Origin of the sequence: Bacillus sp. YBWC18 (assembly GCF_002998775.1) — a bacterium.
GTDB lineage: Bacteria > Bacillota > Bacilli > Bacillales > Bacillaceae > Bacillus.
The window spans coordinates 667,144-685,321 of sequence record NZ_PVRI01000001.1 but is presented as its reverse complement, the minus strand read 5'-3'; the positions used below and the strand labels follow the sequence as shown (position 1 = coordinate 685,321).

20 protein-coding genes are annotated in these 18,178 nt (G+C 41.8%); all 20 read right to left on the bottom strand.

The window, feature by feature from the left end; genetic code table 11:
• Positions 1-124: 124 nt before the first annotated feature.
• On the bottom strand, positions 125-1,006 hold the full coding sequence (gene tsf, locus C6348_RS03625; RefSeq protein WP_012009978.1) for a translation elongation factor Ts: 882 nt from the start codon (positions 1,004-1,006) through the stop codon (positions 125-127).
• 91 nt (positions 1,007-1,097) lie between these two features.
• A complete protein-coding gene (gene rpsB / locus C6348_RS03620; protein ID WP_003212093.1) occupies positions 1,098-1,832 on the bottom strand; it encodes a 30S ribosomal protein S2 in 735 nt (244 codons plus the stop codon).
• A gap of 155 nt (positions 1,833-1,987) precedes the next feature.
• On the bottom strand, positions 1,988-2,527 hold the full coding sequence (locus C6348_RS03615) for a hypothetical protein (protein WP_034662322.1): 540 nt from the start codon (positions 2,525-2,527) through the stop codon (positions 1,988-1,990).
• Positions 2,528-2,548: 21 nt separating this feature from the next.
• The gene (locus tag C6348_RS03610) at positions 2,549-3,316 is read right to left on the bottom strand and encodes a FliA/WhiG family RNA polymerase sigma factor (RefSeq protein ID WP_012009976.1); all 768 of its coding nucleotides are present in this window, start codon (positions 3,314-3,316) and stop codon (positions 2,549-2,551) included.
• Positions 3,317-3,340: 24 nt separating this feature from the next.
• On the bottom strand, positions 3,341-3,841 hold the full coding sequence (locus C6348_RS03605) for a chemotaxis protein CheD (RefSeq protein WP_106041911.1): 501 nt from the start codon (positions 3,839-3,841) through the stop codon (positions 3,341-3,343).
• Complete coding sequence (locus tag C6348_RS03600) at positions 3,841-4,467, bottom strand: chemotaxis protein CheC (RefSeq protein WP_034662328.1); 627 nt, start codon at positions 4,465-4,467, stop codon at positions 3,841-3,843. Before C6348_RS03600 ends, C6348_RS03605 begins: the two co-directional genes overlap by 1 nt.
• A 12-nt stretch (positions 4,468-4,479) precedes the next feature.
• Positions 4,480-4,941, bottom strand: a complete 462-nt coding sequence (locus tag C6348_RS03595) for a chemotaxis protein CheW (protein WP_034662331.1) — start codon at positions 4,939-4,941, stop codon at positions 4,480-4,482.
• 24 nt (positions 4,942-4,965) lie between these two features.
• Positions 4,966-6,996: a chemotaxis protein CheA gene (locus tag C6348_RS03590; RefSeq protein WP_034662334.1), complete on the bottom strand. Its 2,031-nt coding sequence runs from the start codon at positions 6,994-6,996 to the stop codon at positions 4,966-4,968.
• Between the two features lie 5 nt (positions 6,997-7,001).
• Entirely contained in the window at positions 7,002-8,075 is a 1,074-nt protein-coding gene (locus tag C6348_RS03585) for a protein-glutamate methylesterase/protein-glutamine glutaminase (protein ID WP_106041909.1), read from the bottom strand.
• Entirely contained in the window at positions 8,072-8,977 is a 906-nt protein-coding gene (locus C6348_RS03580; RefSeq protein ID WP_106041907.1) for a MinD/ParA family protein, read from the bottom strand. The genes C6348_RS03585 and C6348_RS03580 overlap by 4 nt, the downstream gene beginning before the upstream one ends.
• The gene (gene flhF / locus C6348_RS03575; protein ID WP_106041905.1) at positions 8,974-10,089 is read right to left on the bottom strand and encodes a flagellar biosynthesis GTPase FlhF; all 1,116 of its coding nucleotides are present in this window, start codon (positions 10,087-10,089) and stop codon (positions 8,974-8,976) included. The genes C6348_RS03580 and flhF overlap by 4 nt, the downstream gene beginning before the upstream one ends.
• Positions 10,089-12,122: a flagellar biosynthesis protein FlhA gene (gene flhA / locus C6348_RS03570; protein ID WP_060596266.1), complete on the bottom strand. Its 2,034-nt coding sequence runs from the start codon at positions 12,120-12,122 to the stop codon at positions 10,089-10,091. Before flhA ends, flhF begins: the two co-directional genes overlap by 1 nt.
• 29 nt (positions 12,123-12,151) lie before the next feature.
• Positions 12,152-13,240 carry a flagellar biosynthesis protein FlhB gene (gene flhB, locus C6348_RS03565; protein WP_060596264.1) on the bottom strand — a complete coding sequence of 363 codons (1,089 nt, stop codon included), beginning with the start codon at positions 13,238-13,240 and terminating at the stop codon, positions 12,152-12,154.
• Positions 13,237-14,016, bottom strand: coding sequence for a flagellar biosynthetic protein FliR (gene fliR, locus C6348_RS03560; protein ID WP_012009967.1), 780 nt, complete (start codon positions 14,014-14,016; stop codon positions 13,237-13,239). Before fliR ends, flhB begins: the two co-directional genes overlap by 4 nt.
• A 6-nt stretch (positions 14,017-14,022) precedes the next feature.
• On the bottom strand, positions 14,023-14,292 hold the full coding sequence (gene fliQ / locus C6348_RS03555; protein ID WP_106041903.1) for a flagellar biosynthesis protein FliQ: 270 nt from the start codon (positions 14,290-14,292) through the stop codon (positions 14,023-14,025).
• A 16-nt stretch (positions 14,293-14,308) separates the two neighbouring features.
• A complete protein-coding gene (fliP, locus tag C6348_RS03550) occupies positions 14,309-14,974 on the bottom strand; it encodes a flagellar type III secretion system pore protein FliP (RefSeq protein WP_007499580.1) in 666 nt (221 codons plus the stop codon).
• Complete coding sequence (gene fliZ / locus C6348_RS03545; protein ID WP_106041901.1) at positions 14,967-15,626, bottom strand: flagella biosynthesis regulatory protein FliZ; 660 nt, start codon at positions 15,624-15,626, stop codon at positions 14,967-14,969. Before fliZ ends, fliP begins: the two co-directional genes overlap by 8 nt.
• An 18-nt stretch (positions 15,627-15,644) precedes the next feature.
• Entirely contained in the window at positions 15,645-16,007 is a 363-nt protein-coding gene (gene cheY / locus C6348_RS03540; protein WP_007499584.1) for a chemotaxis protein CheY, read from the bottom strand.
• 27 nt (positions 16,008-16,034) lie between these two features.
• Positions 16,035-17,159, bottom strand: a complete 1,125-nt coding sequence (gene fliY, locus C6348_RS03535; protein WP_106041899.1) for a flagellar motor switch phosphatase FliY — start codon at positions 17,157-17,159, stop codon at positions 16,035-16,037.
• Positions 17,149-18,147, bottom strand: coding sequence for a flagellar motor switch protein FliM (gene fliM / locus C6348_RS03530; RefSeq protein WP_003212239.1), 999 nt, complete (start codon positions 18,145-18,147; stop codon positions 17,149-17,151). Before fliM ends, fliY begins: the two co-directional genes overlap by 11 nt.
• Between the last annotated feature and the right edge of the window lie 31 nt (positions 18,148-18,178).

The window sequence follows — 18,178 nt, the reverse complement described above, 5'->3', positions numbered from 1 at the left end:
AAGTGTAAACTATACCGTCTCTTATTATGCGTAAGAAACTGTCTTTTGTAAATCAATATCCTCTAAAAAATAGGGAACACAGTGCTTGTGCTCCCTAAAAAAGCCCCCGAGAGCTTTTCAAACATTATTTTTTCACTTGGCTCATAACTTCTTCAGCAAAGTTGTCTTGACGCTTTTCAATACCTTCGCCCACTTCATAGCGAACATAAGTTTGAATGCTTGCGTTTTTCGCAGCTACTACTTGTTTCACTTTTTCATCTGGGTTTTTAACGAATGCTTGGTCAAGTAAGCAAATTTCTTCAAAGAATTTGTTTAGACGGCCTTCTACCATTTTAGCTACGATATTTTCAGGCTTTCCTTCTTGAAGCGCTTGCTGTGTTAATACTTCGCGCTCACGGTTTGCTTCTTCTTCTGACACTTGGTCACGAGAAATGTATTTAGGGTTTACAGCAGCAACGTGCATTGCAATGTCTCTTGCAAGCTCTTCGTCAGTTGTTCCGTTAAGAACAGCTAACACACCGATGCGTCCGCCCATGTGTAAGTAAGAACCGAATGCTGCGTTATCTTCTTTCGTGATAACAGAGAAACGACGTAGAGTGATTTTCTCTCCGATTTTTGCAATTGCAGATGTGATATGCTCTTCAACAGTTGAACCGTTTTCCATTTTAGAAGCATGAGCTTCTTCAATTGTTGCAGGTTTAGCAGCAAGCAAATGATCAGCAAGTTCGTTAAGAAGTGATTGGAATCCTTCGTTTTTCGCAACGAAATCAGTCTCAGAGTTCACTTCTAGGATCACGCCTGTGTTGCCGTCAGTTTTGATAAGAGTTAATCCTTCAGCAGCAATACGGTCTGCTTTTTTCGCAGCTTTTGCAATTCCTTTTTCTCTTAGAAGATCGATTGCTTTGTCGATGTCACCATCAGTTTCTGTTAACGCTTTTTTACAGTCCATCATACCTGCACCAGTTTTTTGACGCAGTTCTTTAACTAATTGAGCAGTAATAGCCATTTTACATTTCCTCCTTCTATGTTAAAACACGGATTACTAGGTGAAAAAAAGGTGATAAAAGGCATTTCCCTCTTATCACCTTTTGAATAGGTTACGCAGTTGTTGTTTCAGTTTCTGTCGTTTCTTCTACAACAGCTTCTTCTTCGCCTTGTTTAGACTCAAGAATCGCATCTGCCATTTTAGCAGTTAGAAGTTTTACAGCACGGATTGCATCATCGTTTGCAGGGATCACAACATCAATTTCGTCTGGATCACAGTTTGTGTCAACGATACCGATGATTGGGATATTCAATTTACGAGCTTCTGCAACTGCAATACGCTCTTTACGAGGGTCGATAATGAAAAGTGCATCCGGAAGACCTTTCATGTCTTTGATTCCGCCTAGGAATTTTTCAAGACGCTCTAATTCTTTTTTCAGTTGAACGACTTCTTTCTTAGGAAGAACATCGAATGTACCGTTTTCTTGCATTTTTTCAATATCTTTTAAACGTTTGATACGTTTTTGGATTGTTTCAAAGTTTGTTAAAGTTCCACCAAGCCAGCGTTGGTTCACATAGAACATACCAGAACGGATTGCTTCTTCTTTCACTGAATCTTGTGCTTGCTTTTTCGTACCAACGAAAAGAATTTTTCCTCCGTCAGCAGCAAGGTTTTTCGTGAAGTTGTAAGCTTCTTCTACTTTTTTCACCGTTTTTTGAAGATCGATGATGTAGATACCGTTACGCTCTGTAAAGATGTAACGCTTCATTTTTGGGTTCCAACGGCGCGTTTGGTGACCGAAGTGAACACCAGCTTCTAGCAATTGTTTCATAGAAATAACTGACATTTTGTTGCCTCCTAATATAATGGTTTTTTTTCCTCCGCTCAAGTCATGTTCACATAAAACTGCGCCACGGCAGCACCTTCATACGAATCATTAAGCGTGTGTATTTAACACCAAGAAATAATATAACACATGATGGACTGACAATCAAGAATCCTTTACAGCTTTCCGCTAAATTTTAATAAAAGCTCGATTTCTGTCTTGCCCGTTTTCAGTTCTTTCGCTATTTCTTCTAGCGAATGCCCTTTGTCATATAAGGTCTTCACTTGGTCCTCGAATGTTTCTTCTATTTCACTTTCAGAAGGCACAGAAGCTTCTGATTCAAGATGTGGAACGGGTTCGTTTACCTTCTCTTCCTGCACTTCAACTTCACTAAGGAGAGCCGACAAGTGCTCTGGTACTGGATCTTCACTTTCTACCGATTGCTGGGATTCAATTGGTGGTTGTGGCTGCTTTGGTGTCTGAAAATCCGATTTCAGCTCTTCAGCAGAAAAATCAGGGGAAGCGGCTGCCACTTTTGATAGTTTGTCATTCTCTTCTTTGACTTCCATCAAAAATGCAGCCAGGGTATTTTCCGTTTCTTCTAGAAGTTCTCGCTGCTTTTGTTCAGTTGCCTTCAGCGAATTCATTCTCGTATATAAAATGATCACAAAATAAATAAGTGCAGCATGAAGCATGAAGCTAATCAGCCATAACATATTTTTTCACTCACTAACTCTTTAAGATTGAATGGCTTTATCAAGCAGATGCTTAAGCTTGAACAATGCCTTTGAATGAATTTGCGAAATGCGCGAGGTCGATAAATTGAGCACGTGACCGATTTCTGTTAACGTCAGTTCCTCTTTATAGAAAAGACTGATCACGAGCTTTTCTTTTTCCGATAGCTCGGTCATTTTTTCAGCAAGCTGTTCTATTAATTCATCTTTCAGCATCTTCTCTTCAGGTGTCACTGTTTTCTCATCGCGAATCATGACTTGGACGTTTTCACCGTCTTCTTGATCATGCAGCTTCTCGTCGATTGAAAGCAGATTCGCAAAGAATCCTTCATTCATTGTTGTGACAACATCCTGTTCACTCATGCCAAGTTCCTCTGCCACTTCTGTCGGCGTCACATTTCGTAAATAGCGCTGTTCAAGCTTTTCAATAGCCGCTTCTACTTTTTTTGTTTTTTCTCTTGATGTACGAGGCAGCCAGTCCTCTTTACGAAGACCGTCGATGATGGCCCCGCGGATTCTGAAGGATGCATATGTATCAAACTTCAGATCTCTTCCGGGGTCGAATTTTTCAAGGGCATCATATAAACCGAGCATCCCTAGACTGATCAAGTCTTCTTTATGCACTGACTTCGGGAGTCCGATGGAAATTCTTCCAACATGATATGTGACGAGCGGCATATAGCGGCGCATAAGATCATCTCCAGCAGCTGGGTCCTTCCACTCTTTCCATCTAGCCCATAGCGCCTGATCTTCGTAATTTAAGGATTGCATCTTTCTCCCCCTATACTTCCTTAGTTATATCTTCATAGTGCCTTGCTTCACAGTGCGGATCTCAAGCTCTGTCGTAAGCGGATCAAATTCAATCGTACGGCCATTGTTCCCGCCCGTATCCTCACTAATGATCGGGATGCGATAAAGAGACAGATGTTCTTTAACAGATGATACGTTTCTAGGTCCAATTCTCATTAGATCATTGGTTGACTTAAACTTAAACATTTCTGCGCCGCCAGCAAGTTTTGCCTTTAGCGCATGTTTGCGTGCTCCTTCTTTAAGAAGCAGATCAATTGTATGCTTGACACCTGTATCTGCATATTTAGCCAAGTTCTCCACTGCCCCTTTTGCAAGGGATGAGTCTGGAAGCATGACATGGACAAGACCTGCCAGTTTTTTTTCTTGATCAAACAGAACAAGTCCTACACAAGAACCAAGTCCGGATGTCCGAATGCGGTCCGGTGTTTTCACAAGCTGAACATCCGCTATACCAACCTTTACAACTGCCGGAATCTGAACGTTCATTACAGGTTACCTAATGCTTTGAATAGTTTTTCAAACGATTCAAAGTCTGGTAATAGAAACATATTTCCTTTCAGCTCTTGCTTATTTTGATCATCAAAAATCGATGTATCAATCACAATTGCCTGATCACCTAGAGGGCTGAATTGCATTAACCCTTCACTAATGACAGCCCCGAACATATCGAGCGTAACATCTGGAACACTTGGGTGAAGCTGCAATTTTGTTAAATCGGCAAGGGCTGATAAATAAGAGCCTGCTAAAATATTTCCCAGCTCGTGTAGTGCTGACGTCCCCATCACATGCTCGTGAATGGTATCAATATCAAATGCCGGATCCTGTACAAGCTCTCTTACAAATTGCTCTGCTTGCTCAAATGGCATAATGAAAAAGATAGAGCCGGATAAATCTCCTTCCATGCGCAGGAAAATGCTTGCAACTGGGAGGTCTGCACCGCCAAAGAAATCCATTAATTCTTCAAACGAGAGAACCTTGACAAACGGAACAGCCATATCTATTTTGCGATCCAATAGGCTGGCAAGAGCAGACGCGGCGTGGCCTGCTCCAATATTCCCAACCTCTCTTAATACATCCAGCTGTTCATCTTTTATTTCATTGAAAATGCTCATTTCACATCCTCCTTAATGAACAGGTGCATCTTGAACGCTCTTGTCGAGGACGGCACCAGGATGAATGATATTAAATAGACGCTGATCATGCTTAATGATACCTGTCACCCATGATTGTCCTTCTTTTTCAGCTGATTCAGGAGAAGATTCTACTTCTTCTTGATGGACTGTAATGACATCATTCGCTTCATCAACAATCCAGCCGACTTCAATGTCACCAACTTGTACAATAATCATTCTTGTTTCATCTGTAATGTCGTTGTCAGTTGATCCAAGTCTGACTCTAAGGTCGATGACAGGTGTCACGACACCGCGCAGATTAATAACACCGCATATATAAGGGGCAACGCCAGGGACTCTTGTCGGCTGCTGCCATTTTTCAATGGACTTTACTTCTGATACTGAAATGGCGTATTCTTTTTTGTTTACGATAAACACAATCATCTTTTCGCCAGTTTTGATATCTGTACTCATTTCAGACCGCTCCTCTATTGTTTTTTACTTGATCAGTGCATTACAGTCAACGATGAGTGCAACTTGACCGTCGCCTAGGATTGTTGCGCCTGAGATCGCAAACACGTTTGGCAGGTAATCTCCTAGTGATTTCAATACAACCTCTTGCTGACCAATAAATGAATCGACCACAAATGCTGTCAGCTTATCTCCTTTACGAACAACGATGATGTGCAGTTCTTCCTCTAATTCATTCGCATTTGGTACGTGGAATTGTTTCTTCAAGTACACGACCGGTACGATAAATCCGCGGAAATCAATCACTTCACGATCATGCGTTTGAAGGATGTCGCTTTTCTTAATGACAGCCGTTTCAATAATAGAAGAAATCGGAATCGCAAATGTTTCCTCTTCCAATTTCACAAGAAGAACGGAAATAATCGATAATGTAAGCGGAAGCTGGATCGAGAATAGTGAGCCCTGTCCTTCTGTTGAGTTGATGCTCACAGATCCACCTAGTGATTCCAGCTTGTTTTTCACAACGTCAAGGCCTACACCGCGGCCTGAGATGTCAGAAATCGTATCAGCTGTAGAGAAACCTGCTGCAAAGATCAATGAATCAATTTGATGATCTTCAAGCGTCTCTGCTTCTCTTTCTGTAATAACCCCGCGCTCTAATGCTTTTTCAAGCACTTTCTTACGGTTAATTCCGCCGCCATCATCTTCTACTTCAATGAAGACGTGGTTTCCGCTATGATACGCCTTTAATAGAACGGTGCCTTTTTCTGGCTTGCCTTTTTTCACACGTTCTTCTGGCGATTCAATTCCGTGATCTAGACTGTTTCTAAGTAAGTGTAAGAGCGGATCTCCAATCTCGTCAATGACTGTTCGATCAAGCTCCGTCTCAGCACCTTCAATGATCAGTTCAATTTTCTTATTCAGCTCTTTTGTCAATTGACGAATCATACGCGGGAATCTGTTAAACACTGTTTCCACAGGTACCATTCTCATGTTCAGGATGATCGATTGCAGGTCTCCAGAAATACGTGTCATTCTTTCAACGGTGTCTGTGAGTTCGTTATTTTCTAATTCTTTTGCAATCTGCTCTAAACGGCCTCTGTCAATCACCAGTTCTTCAAATAGATTCATGAGAGAATCGAGACGGTCAATGTTGACACGAATCGTTTTTGTTCCGCCGGCAGCTGCACCGTTATTGCCATTTGCTTTTGGCGCATCGCTTGCTGGTGCTTTCGCAGCAGGCACAGATACTTCTTCTTTTTCCTGTTCAGGTTTTGCCTCTTGTTTTTCAGCTGGAGCCGCTTCTTCAAATGCAGAGACTTCTGAGATCTCAACATGTTCAACTTCTGAGATCGCCATCACGATTTTTTTCACTTCATCCATCGGTTGTTTAGATAAATAAGAAATACTGAATTCAGATTCGAAATCTTCTGATTCTAAAAGTTCTGCATTTGGAACTGTTTTGACGACCTCGCCTGCTTCATTCAGTCTTTCAAAGATCATATAGACACGAACGGCTTTTAATAAGCATGCGTCACTTAATGTCACATTGAGTTCATAACATTTAAAGCCTTGTTCCCTCGCTTCATCAAGCACTGTTCGTTCAAATTCGTTATAGTCTAAGTCGTTAGCAGCCGCAGCTGATACATCCGCTGTCTCAACACTAGGAGCTGCCTCAGCATGGCTTCCTGTCACATCTAGCTTTTTACTAACCTCTGTGACATCGCGTTTCCCATCTCCGCCTTCTGCAATTGATTGAACCATTGCTTCCAGGTGATCAAGTGCTTCAAACATCGTGTCCATTGACTCAGGTGTGACAATCATTTGTTCATTTCGAATGGCATCAAACATGTTTTCTAAATGATGTGTGAGCTGAGCCATATCAGCGTAGCCCATCGTTGCACTCATGCCTTTCAATGTGTGAGCCGCTCTGAATATATCATTCACTAGCTGCAAGTCGGTTGGGTTCTTTTCTAAATCAAGAAGTTTTTCATTACAAGTTTGTAAGTGTTCTCTGCTTTCATCTAAAAAGATATCTAAGTATTGGTTTACATCCAACGTGTTCACGCCCTCTCTTTTTTCATGGAGCTTATAATTGCATGTGTGATGTCATCCACATGCCTTGTTTCATGTGCAAGGCCTGCTTTAATGACTGATTTAGGCATTCCGAAAACAACACATGATTCTTCTTTTTCTGCAATGACTTTCGTATGACCGCTTGCGACCATTTTTTTGACACCTTCTGTGCCGTCACTACCCATGCCTGTCATAATGACAGCAATTTTCTCGTAACCCTTTATATTGCTGATGGATTCAAATAAATAGTTAACAGAAGGTTTGTGCCGGCTTTCCGTGTCCTCTGGAGACAGCCTGATGACTAAGGATGCCCCTTGTTCATGAAGTGACATATTCATTCCACCAGGAGCTATGTAAGCCACTCCATTTTTAGCGATATCTCCATCTTGTGCTTCTTTAATCGAAATTTGAGATAAATGGTCTAACCTAGTAGCAAGTGATGCCGTAAATCCTGCCGGCATATGCTGCACAATCAAAATGGGTGCTTCTATGTCCTTTGGCAGCTTCGTGACGACTCGTTGAAGTGCTCTTGGCCCTCCCGTCGATGTTCCGATTGAAATAATCTTTCGGAGTGAGCTGCTTTTTACTGCTTGCGGGCGAGGAAAAGCCACTGGACTTGGCGTCTTCATCACCGGCTTAGGAGAAATCTGCACTTCTGTGCGTTTCCTTGACATCCCTGCCGCAAGCACTCGCTCTACAATTTGGCCTCTTACTTTGTGCAAATCGAGCGAAATACTTCCTGAAGGCTTTGTCACAAAGTCAAACGCACCAAGTTCTAAGCAATGGATGGTTAAATCTTTCCCTTGCTTTGTCTGGCTTGACACCATAATCACGGCAAGGTCATGTTCAGCCAGAATTTGTTTTAATGCTTCTGTTCCATTTAAAACAGGCATTTCCACATCTAGTGTGACAACATCTGGATTCAGTTCCTTGATCCGTTTTAAGGCATCTTCCCCATTTCGCGCCGTTCCCACGACTTCTATTTCTTGCTCGGCACTTAGGAAATCACTAATGAGCTTTCGCATAAAGGCCGAGTCATCTACTACAAGCACTCTAATCATGAGTCCACCTTCCTCCTTTTAAAAAAAGAGGACAACTTATCTATAAACGTATGCTGCTCTCTCTGTGCCTCTCTTATCTGCTGTTGATAAAGTGTTTCTGCCAGCATCTTGATCGTTTTACTCAGCCTTGAGTGAGGCTGCTTGATATAAAATGGAATTTGTTCAGCCACTGCTTTAGGAACCGCAGGATCATCTGGCACAGCACCAGCAAATACTAGCTTTCTGTGTAGAAATGATGTGACCACTCCTGCTAATTTCCGGTAGGTTTCAGACCCTTCTGACGGGGTTTCACACCGGTTGACAATGATTTGCACAGATTGTTCAAACTGATGAATAGCTAAGTGTTTAATTGCGCTGTAAGCATCCATGATCGATGTTGGTTCTGGCGTTGTCACAACCACAACTTCTCCTGCTGATAAAACAAAAGGCAGTTGATCTTTTGACAAGCCGGCACCCATATCAAAGAAGATACAATCAAAGTCGTGCATCATTCTTTCCATTTCCTCTAGAAAGAACGACCATTGATCTTTATCTAAAGAAAACAGCTGTTCAAGTCCGCTTCCGCCAGAAATGTAATAAAGGTTGTTCGTTCCTTGTGTCATAGCTGCTTGGAAGGATTTCTTCCTGACAAGAACATCTAAAATAGAGCTAGTCGATGTTTTTCCTAGTAAAATATCAATATTTCCCATACCAAAATCAAGGTCGATGACTAACACTCGCTTGCCTGCATTTGCGATAGACAGTGCCATATTCAGCGTCAAATTTGATTTTCCTACTCCGCCTTTACCGCTCATGACAGCAATAGTTTTTGCCTGTCCGCTTATACCAAGAGGAGCCGGTGTGATCGTTTGATTCTGCTGAATGAGCTTTCTTAAACCTTCCGCTTGGTCGGGCTTCATCATTGTAAGACCATCCTTGTTAATTCAAGAGGAGAGCCCTCAAGAATATCCTCAGGTACATTTTGACCATTTGTTAAAAAGCCAAGTCCGATTTGAGAGTCTGTAATGATTTGAAAGATTGTTCCCATCGTGTCTGTTTCATCTACCTTTGTAAAAATGAATTGGTCGATTGGAACGTGTTCAAATCGTTTAACCATGGCTCTCATGTCCTGATACTTCGAGGTCGCACTCATCACTAGGAAACTTTGAAAGCTTTCATCAAATGGAATAATGTCTGTCAGCTCTTTGATATACGCTTCTTCTTTAAAGTTACGACCGGCTGTGTCTACGAAAATATGATCATACTCTTTAAAGGTCTCTTGAGCTTTCACAAAATCCTCTCTCGAATAACAAACCTCAAGCGGTGCATTGAGCAGTTCCGCGTATGTTTTCAGTTGTTCGATCGCTGCAATTCGGTACGTATCTGTTGTAATAAAAGCGATTTTCTTTTGCTTCTGAATGGCAGTTTTGGCAGCCAGCTTTGCAATTGTTGTTGTTTTACCAGCCCCAGTTGAACCAAACAACACAATGTATTTTGAACGAATCATCGGCTCATCAGAGGTATGAGCCGGCAGCATACCTGTCAGCAGTTGTTCAAGTTCTTTTTGAATTTGATCTTCCTTGACAGCACCCTTCGTTAAAAGACCTTTTAGGCATTCGTCTCGAATTGAATCATCAAGACCTTGATCCTTAAGCTTTTGATCGATTGCCATGAGAGGATCGGGCAGAATACCAGCATGCCGCTCATTCCTCGCATATTCTAAAGGCTGAGCATGAGAAGGTACTGGTTTCACTGCCTCAGGAGCAAGGGATGGCTCTTCAGGCCGGTGTTGAACCTGCTCCTTTTTCGGAATTACTGGAAGAGGAGGCGCAGGATGTACACCTTTACCCGCTCTTTCTTCAAAATCTTGATCCAGCACAGCTATTACTTCAACCATTTGCTGTTTCTTTAAACCGAATAGCTTTCGTTTCACAACGGTTTTGGAATTTAAAATGACGGCATCCTTCCCAAGCTGCTGCCTAATTTGAATCGTTGCCTCCTGCATTGAATTCGCTGTGATTTTTTTCATTTTCATTAGATATCCACCACTCCGATGCTCTGTACTTCCACATTTGCTTCTAGTTCGTTATAAGATAGTACCGGTAAATCCGGGAAATATCTTTCTAACAGCTGCTTGACGTACATTCTTATAGGAGGTGAGCACAATAGAACCGGCGTTTCCTGACGAAGCGAAAGCTGTTCAATTTCTCTCGCCACTGATTGAATCACACTTTCAGAGGATTCTGGATCTAATGATAAGTAGTTGCCATGCTCTGTCTGCTGTACGCTGTCAGCAATCACCTTTTCCACTCGGCCTGAGCATGTCACGACTTTGAGCGATTCATTTTCTCTTGCATATTGTGCGGTAATCTGTCTTGCCAGCGCCTGTCTGACATACTCTGTTAACAAATCTGTATCCGTCGTTAATTTTCCGTAGTCTGCAAGCGTCTCAAAAATGGTGACAAGATTTCGAATAGAAACCTTTTCTTTCAACAGTTTTGCCAACACTTTTTGAATATCACCAACTGCTAGTGGATTTGGCGTCACCTCATCCACTAAGACAGGATAACTTTCTTTCAGATGATCGATTAATTGCTTCGTTTCTTGGCGTCCGAGCAGTTCGTGTGTGTTTTGTCTAATCTTCTCTGTGATGTGAGTAGACACAACAGATGCAGGATCTACAACCGTATAGCCAAGCATCTCAGCCTGATCTTTTTCTGCTTCTGAGATCCATTTAGCCGGAAGACCAAAGGATGGCTCGATTGTTTCAATCCCTTCAATCGGATCATCATCAGGCGTAGGAGACATCGCTAAGTAGTGATCAAGCAGCAGCTCACCTTTTGCCACTTCGTTCCCTTTTATTTTGAGCCGATACTCATTTGGGTTAAGTGCTATGTTGTCTCGAATTCGGACAACTGGAATCACAAGACCTAGTTCGAGGGCAAGCTGCCTTCGGATCATCACAATTCGGTCTAACAGGTCACCGCCTTGATTTGCATCGGCTAGCGGAATCAGGCCGTAGCCAAATTCAAATTCAATGGCATCCATTTGCAGAAGGTGAATGACGCTTTCTGGACTTTTCATCTCTTCTACCTCTGCCTGTTCCTCTAGTACCTCTTCGATTTCTTCTTGATCCTGTTTGTTTTTCGACATCAAGTATGCGCCGAGGGCAAGTAAACCTGCGATCGGTCCTGTCAAAAGTACGCCGATTGGAGTAAACAACCCAAGAAGGAAGATCGTACCTGATGTGACGTAAAGCATAGCCGGGAATGCAAACAGCTGTTCAGTGATATCTGAACCAAGGTTCCCATTAGAAGCAGCCCTTGTGACGACAATCCCTGTCGCTGTTGAAATGAGAAGTGCAGGAATTTGTGAAACAATCCCGTCTCCTACCGTTAATAGTGTAAAGTGGGAAGCTGATTCTTGAATCGACATTCCTTGCTGAAGCATCCCAATAATAATGCCAAAAATAATATTAATAATGACGATGATAATACCTGCGATGGCATCCCCTTTGACGAACTTACTTGCACCATCCATTGCACCATAAAAGTCTGCTTCTCTCGCTACTTTTTCACGGCGATTTCTTGCTTCACTTTCTGTCAGCATCCCTGCATTTAAATCTGCATCAATACTCATTTGTTTCCCTGGCATTGCATCGAGGGTAAATCTTGCCGCAACCTCTGAAACACGCTCAGCCCCTTTGGTGATTACAACAAATTGAATGATGATCAGAATAAGGAAGACCACCAGACCCACGAGTACATTACCTCCAACAACAAATGAACCAAACGTTTCTACAACCTTTCCAGCGTCTCCAGTTGATAGGATAGATCGTGTTGTAGAGATGTTAAGCCCTAAGCGGAACAGCGTTAAGAGCAAAAGCAATGATGGAAATATTGAAAATTGCAGTGGTTCTTGCATGTTCATTGTGGTGAGAAGCACGATAAGCGCAAGAGAAATATTAATAATGATTAAAATACTTAATAGCATTGGCGGAAACGGTATGACCAGCATCGCCACAATTAAAATAACACTGAATAAAACAGATAAATCTCTTGCTGCCATGCCTGTTCTCTCCTTTTAAAACCAAAAATTCATAAAATCTTTTGTTTCGTTTTATATACGTAAGCTAAAATTTCTGCGATCGCCTTAAAGTATTCCTCTGGCACCGCTTGGTCGATGTCGACCTGATCATATAGTGCACGAGCGAGCGGCCGGTTTTCTACGGTCATGATATCGTGCTCTTTCGCAATCGTTCTAATTTTCAAAGCCAAAATATCTGTTCCCTTTGCCACAACAAAGGGCGCGTCCATCTTTTCTTCGTCATATTTTAAAGCAATTGCATAGTGGGTTGGGTTTGTAATGATGACGTCCGCTTTTGGGACTTCCTGCATCATCCGTCTCATGGCCATTTCCCGCTGGCGCTGTTTAATCTTTGATTTTATGAGCGGGTCACCCTCAGATTTTTTATACTCATCTTTGATGTCTTGTTTGGACATCCGCAAGTTTTTTTCATAATCAAATTTCTGATACATATAATCAAGCCCTGCTAAGATCATGAGAGCACCTGCTGCATATAGACCCATAATCAAGGTCATATTTGCGACGAAATGAAGGGTTTCCTCTGCTGTTAATAAAGGAAGCCGCAGAATTTCATCAAAGTGCATCCAAAGTGCAATAAATGTCGCAAAACCAACAAAACCAATTTTCAAAATGGATTTTAATAGCTCTACGAGGGCTCGAATACTGTATATCCGTTTAAACCCTTTGATAGGATCTAGCTTTTCTAATTTCGGTTTGATGACTTCTGTTGAAAAGAGAAAGCCAACTTGTAAATAGTTACTAATGACGCCTGCCAGCATACCAACACCAAGGATTGGCATGAGAAGGAGCGCTGTTTCCTGAAGCAATTCCACGAATAGTTGATGAATATTAGATGTGCTAACCTTCATTAACATGGTTGTTGAATAAAAACGTTCAATAAGCGCAATAATACGCTCTTTCATAAAAGGCCCAATAAAAAAGAATGATAAAAAGATTAATAGAAATGAGATGGCTGTATTGACGTCGGTACTTTTGGCAACCTGACCTTTTTTACGTGAATCTTGTCTCTTTTTCGGCGTTGCTTTTTCTGTTTTTTCACCTGCAAAAAATTGCAAGTCTAGTCTAAGCCTTGTCATCATGACGAACCACCGACCAATGCTAAGAAATTCCTCATGGTGAGTACAATCGTATCAAATGTATTTTGGACAACACCGAAGATGACGCCCATACAGATGATGATCATAATAAAACTCACACCCATTTTAATAGGAAGTCCGACCACAAATACGTTCATCTGCGGAACTGTTCGTGCCACAATGCCCAGTGCCAAATCGACCAAAAACAAGCTGGCGACAACCGGTGCCGAGATTTGAAAGGCAATGATGAACATTTGGTTGAAACTCTTTGCAATAAAGTAAGCAAAGGATTCACTGCCGAAATTCAGTGCGTACTGATCAACTGCAATATATTGAAAGCTGTAATAGATTCCATCAAGCAGCAGGTGGTGTGCATTGGTTGCCAGCATCAATAGCAATGTGACCGTATAAAAAAACTGCCCCATCAGCGGCGTTTGCGCCCCTGTTTGTGGATCAATCACATTGGCGATCGCAAAGCCCATTTGAAAATCAATGAATGAGCCGGCAATTTGAACAGCGGACACCATGATATATGCAATCAGCCCAAGCAGAAGTCCGACCATTGCTTCTTTCACCGCAAGCATCATATAAAGACCGTCTATGTCGAGTGCTGGCGGTTCCTTAATCGTGCTAAAACTAATCACGGCTAAAAACAGTGAGAATCCAACTCTGTGTACAGCTGGGATCGTTCTATGCGCTAAAAGAGGTACTGTCACAAAAAAAGCGGTGATCCGAATAAAAACTAATAGAAAAGCAGGGAATAATTCTATGATTGACATCGCTCGTTAACCTGCAAATCGATCTAAATTCGAGAACAGCTCTGTCGTAAACGACACAATGGTCGACAGCATCCATGGACCAAACACAACAAGCCCAATCAGAACTGCAACAATTTTAGGAATGAACGCAAGCGTCTGTTCTTGAATTTGGGTTGTCGCCTGAAACACACTGACAATCAGTCCCACAATAAGAGCGAGCGCTAGAAGCGGCCCACTAACAAGCAATACCACATACACTGATCTTTCAGCCATCGTAATGACAAATTCTGAATTCATGTTTTAAGCACCTACTCTAAAAGCTTTGCAGCAAAGATTTAACAATCAAATACCATCCATCGACTAAAACAAATAACAATATTTTGAAAGGGAGCGATATCATAACCGGAGGAAGCATCATCATCCCCATTGACATCAGGACACTTGCGACCACCATGTCAATAATTAAAAATGGAATAAAGATCATGAAACCAATTTGAAATGCCGTCTTTAATTCTGAAATAGCAAAAGCGGGTACCATCGCCGTTAACGGAATATCTTTTATCGATTCAGGTGTATCCATTTTTGCGTAACTAAGAAATAAAGCCAAATCCTTCTGTCTCGTATGTTTACTCATAAACTCTTTAATTGGCACTTCGGCTTTTTCATATGCCTGATTTAGCGTAATGTCATCATTTAAAAGCGGCGTCAGTGCCTCTTTATTAATCTCTGAGAACGTGGGTGCCATGATAAAAAATGTGAGAAACAAAGCAAGCCCTACAAGCACTTGGTTTGGCGGCATTGAGTTGGTTGCAAGTGACGTTCTAACGAATGAAAGTACAATCACTATTCGTGTAAAACATGTCATTAAAATGAGAATGCCTGGTGCAACCGAAAATACGGTTAAAAGTAAAAGAAGACGGACAGACGTGCTAATGTTCCCTGCACCGCTGGAATTAAATAAATCGATAAACTCATTCATTTTGTTTCGGGCCTTTCTTTCTGACTTCTGCTTGGGTCTTTTTCAATTCGGCTAGCTGCGCCTTCAAATTGGCTGAAAAAGAAGAAGTGGTTGGCTGATTTTGTTTCTTTACCTGCGATGTGAATTTTTGAACGATTTTTGGTAAATCTGTTTTGCTTTCCATCGCTTCTTCATATTGTTTCACGATCGCTTCACATTCTTGTTCATCATCAATTTCTTTTAGCAGCTGGATTGAGTCCGCTACACCGACAACTAATACTCGTTTGCCCACTTTGATAAGCTGGACTGAACGGTTTTGGCCAACCGTCGTTCCGCCAATATTTTCAACATAGCGAAATGGTTTGAGTAAGCGGTTTTGCTTACCAACAAATCTCACCAATCCATATATGAGCAGGATGACAAAAAGTAAGGCACCAATCATTTTGACAAAATCCATAATGGAGACAGAAGAAGAGGGAACTTCTTCTGCCGGATTCGTTTGATTGTCAGTGGTTGTCTTTTCTGTATCCTTTTTGCTGCTTTTCTCTTCTTTGATCCATTCATTCACTGTGCCATTTTCAGGATCTTTCGTTTCAGCAAGCAGTGAGGCAGGCTGCATCGTCAAGAAAAGCATAAAACTGATCATTGCTATACATATCAAACGTTTTTTCAACAAGTCTTACACCCTTTTTTAGCCTAACGTTTTATTAATTGCTTCAAGTACACGGTCTGCCTGGAACGGCTTCACGATAAAGTCTTTTGCACCTGCTTGGATCGCGTCAATAACCATTGACTGCTGCCCCATTGCAGAACACATGATGATTTTTGCAGAAGCGTCGATTTGTTTAATTTCTTTTAGTGCTGTGATCCCGTCCATTTCTGGCATTGTGATATCCATTGTGACAAGATCTGGAGACGTTTCTTTGTATTTTTCAACTGCTTGAGCGCCGTTTTCTGCTTCTCCTACGACATCAAATCCGTTTTTTACAAGAATATCCTTTATCATCATTCTCATGAATGCTGCATCATCTACGATTAATACCTTAGTAGCCATTTACTTATTCTCTCCCTATATGTTTGTTTATTTTAAATTAGAAAGTCTTTCTGACTGACTTAATATATCAGTCACACGAACACCAAAGTTCTCATCAATGACAACGACTTCCCCTTTGGCAACGATTCGTTTGTTCACTAGAATGTCTACTGGCTCACCAGCAAGTTTGTCCAGTTCAATGATACTTCCTGCTGAAAGCTCAAGGACTTCTTTTACACTTCGCTGAGTTCTGCCAAGTTCCACCGTAATGGAAAGCGGAATATCCATCAGCATATCAAGATTTCCAAGCTGGCTTGTTGTATGCTGAGGCTCACTGAATGCTTCAAATTCAACTGGTGCCACATTTACAGGTGCTGCCGGCTTTGGCTTTGCCTGTCTTTTCGGCGGAGCAGTTTGCTGCGCTGGTGCAGACTGCGTTTGAGGTGCTGCTGGCTGAGGTTCAGGTGTGCTCACTTGCGTGTCTTGAACCGGCTCTTCTTCCTGCGCTGGGTCTGTTAATTCTGCGATTAGATCTTTTGCAAATGTAATAGGATAAAGCTGCATAATATTTGAATCGATGAGTTCACCTATTTTTAATCTGAAGGATACTTTGACAAGCATTTCTTCAGCTGGAATGCGGTCTGTCCCTTCTCCTTCTTTCACATCAAGTAATTCGACGCGCGGCGGAGAAATATCAATCTTTTTATTAAAGACCGTCGACATGGATGTCGCAGCAGAACCCATCATTTGGTTCATTGCTTCTTGCACTGCACTTAAGTGAATCTCGCTTAAAGAAGGGTCAGCATTTGTCCCGTCTCCGCCCATCATTAAGTCCGCAATGACTGCTGCATCTGTTTGCTGGACGACAAGCAAGTTACTTGCGCTGAAGCCTTCCGTATAATTCACTTCAATAGCGACATACGGATGAGGAAATTCCTCATTCAGCATACTTTTTTGAATCACTGTAACAGTTGGAGTTGTAATCTCCACTTTTTGATTTAATAGGGTTGAAAGTGCTGTTGCAGAGCTACCGAATGAAATGTTTCCGATTTCTCCAATGGCATCTTGCTCCATTGCAGAAAGGATTGTATCAGGCTCTATATCGTCATTGCTGCCTCCTTTAAGGAGCGCATCGATTTCGTCTTGTGATAATTTACTTCCGTTATTCTCCATCTTCTTCACCTCTTATGTCGTGATCTAGAATTTGAATCGCCTGTTTCCGATTCACGCGGCCGGCCTGTCCCAAGAATTTCGGTTTATTTCCGACCATAACAGTAAGAGGCGCATTTACTGGTTTGTCCAAGGCAATACAATCACCAATTTCCAAATTCAAAAACTCTTCCACCGTCATTTCCGATTCCCCTAGCTCTGCGACTACCGGTATTTTTGCCGTCATAATCCGTTTTTCAATGGCCTTTGTTTCTTGTTGTTTTGGTTCATTTCGTTCAGACTGCATCCAGTAGTGTACAGACAGCTTCGGAATAATAGGCTCCAATACAACATGAGGAATACATAGGTTAATAACCCCGCTGACCTCACCAATTTGTGTATTAAGAGAAATGACGACAACTGTTTCGTTTGGTGACACCATTTGAACAAACTGGGGATTTACCTCGAAATCTGCCATTTCAGGCTCGATGTCGGTTATGGACTGCCACGCTTCTCTGTAATTTTCCAAAGCTCCCTCAAACATGTTTGAGATAATCTTTGTTTCGATTTCTGTAAGTGATTCTGTCTTATTATGACTAATGCCAATCCCGCCCATCAGCCTGTCCATCATGGCATAGCCGATTGTTGGGTTCACTTCAAGCATGATTCTTCCTTCAAGCGGGCTGACGTAAAATAAGTTTAATAATGTCATATTAGGAATCGAACGAATAAATTCTTCGTATGGTACTTGGTCAACCGAGCTGACAGTAATTTGAATATATGATCTTAGCTGAGCTGAAAAGTGCGTGGTGAGCAGTCTAGCGAAGTTATCATGAATCCTTGTTAAACTTCGAATCTGGTCTTTCGAAAAGCGCAGTGCACGTTTAAAATCATACACCTTCACTTTTTTCGTCGTTTCTTCTTTTTTCAGCTCTTCTGCATCCATTTCGCCTGTAGATATGGCGGATAATAATGCATCGATCTCATTCTGGGAAAGCACTTCTCCTGACATTTCTTCACCTCCATCGTGTCAATTAATCGCC

Coding starts and splice junctions, on each gene's coding strand:
- fliQ (WP_106041903.1), bottom strand. CDS start 14,292: ATGAATTCAGAATTTGTCATTACGATGGCTGAAAGATCAGTGTATGTG.
- C6348_RS03580 (WP_106041907.1), bottom strand. CDS start 8,977: ATGATGAAGCCCGACCAAGCGGAAGGTTTAAGAAAGCTCATTCAGCAG.
- C6348_RS03595 (WP_034662331.1), bottom strand. CDS start 4,941: ATGAGTACAGATATCAAAACTGGCGAAAAGATGATTGTGTTTATCGTA.
- rpsB (WP_003212093.1), bottom strand. CDS start 1,832: ATGTCAGTTATTTCTATGAAACAATTGCTAGAAGCTGGTGTTCACTTC.
- C6348_RS03610 (WP_012009976.1), bottom strand. CDS start 3,316: ATGCAATCCTTAAATTACGAAGATCAGGCGCTATGGGCTAGATGGAAA.
- C6348_RS03585 (WP_106041909.1), bottom strand. CDS start 8,075: ATGATTAGAGTGCTTGTAGTAGATGACTCGGCCTTTATGCGAAAGCTC.
- C6348_RS03600 (WP_034662328.1), bottom strand. CDS start 4,467: ATGAGCATTTTCAATGAAATAAAAGATGAACAGCTGGATGTATTAAGA.
- C6348_RS03615 (WP_034662322.1), bottom strand. CDS start 2,527: ATGTTATGGCTGATTAGCTTCATGCTTCATGCTGCACTTATTTATTTT.
- flhB (WP_060596264.1), bottom strand. CDS start 13,240: ATGATGACAAGGCTTAGACTAGACTTGCAATTTTTTGCAGGTGAAAAA.
- flhA (WP_060596266.1), bottom strand. CDS start 12,122: ATGGCAGCAAGAGATTTATCTGTTTTATTCAGTGTTATTTTAATTGTG.
- fliY (WP_106041899.1), bottom strand. CDS start 17,159: ATGGAGAATAACGGAAGTAAATTATCACAAGACGAAATCGATGCGCTC.
- fliP (WP_007499580.1), bottom strand. CDS start 14,974: ATGAATGAGTTTATCGATTTATTTAATTCCAGCGGTGCAGGGAACATT.
- C6348_RS03605 (WP_106041911.1), bottom strand. CDS start 3,841: ATGAACGTTCAGATTCCGGCAGTTGTAAAGGTTGGTATAGCGGATGTT.
- tsf (WP_012009978.1), bottom strand. CDS start 1,006: ATGGCTATTACTGCTCAATTAGTTAAAGAACTGCGTCAAAAAACTGGT.
- cheY (WP_007499584.1), bottom strand. CDS start 16,007: ATGGCTACTAAGGTATTAATCGTAGATGATGCAGCATTCATGAGAATG.
- flhF (WP_106041905.1), bottom strand. CDS start 10,089: ATGAAAATGAAAAAAATCACAGCGAATTCAATGCAGGAGGCAACGATT.
- fliM (WP_003212239.1), bottom strand. CDS start 18,147: ATGTCAGGAGAAGTGCTTTCCCAGAATGAGATCGATGCATTATTATCC.
- fliR (WP_012009967.1), bottom strand. CDS start 14,016: ATGTCAATCATAGAATTATTCCCTGCTTTTCTATTAGTTTTTATTCGG.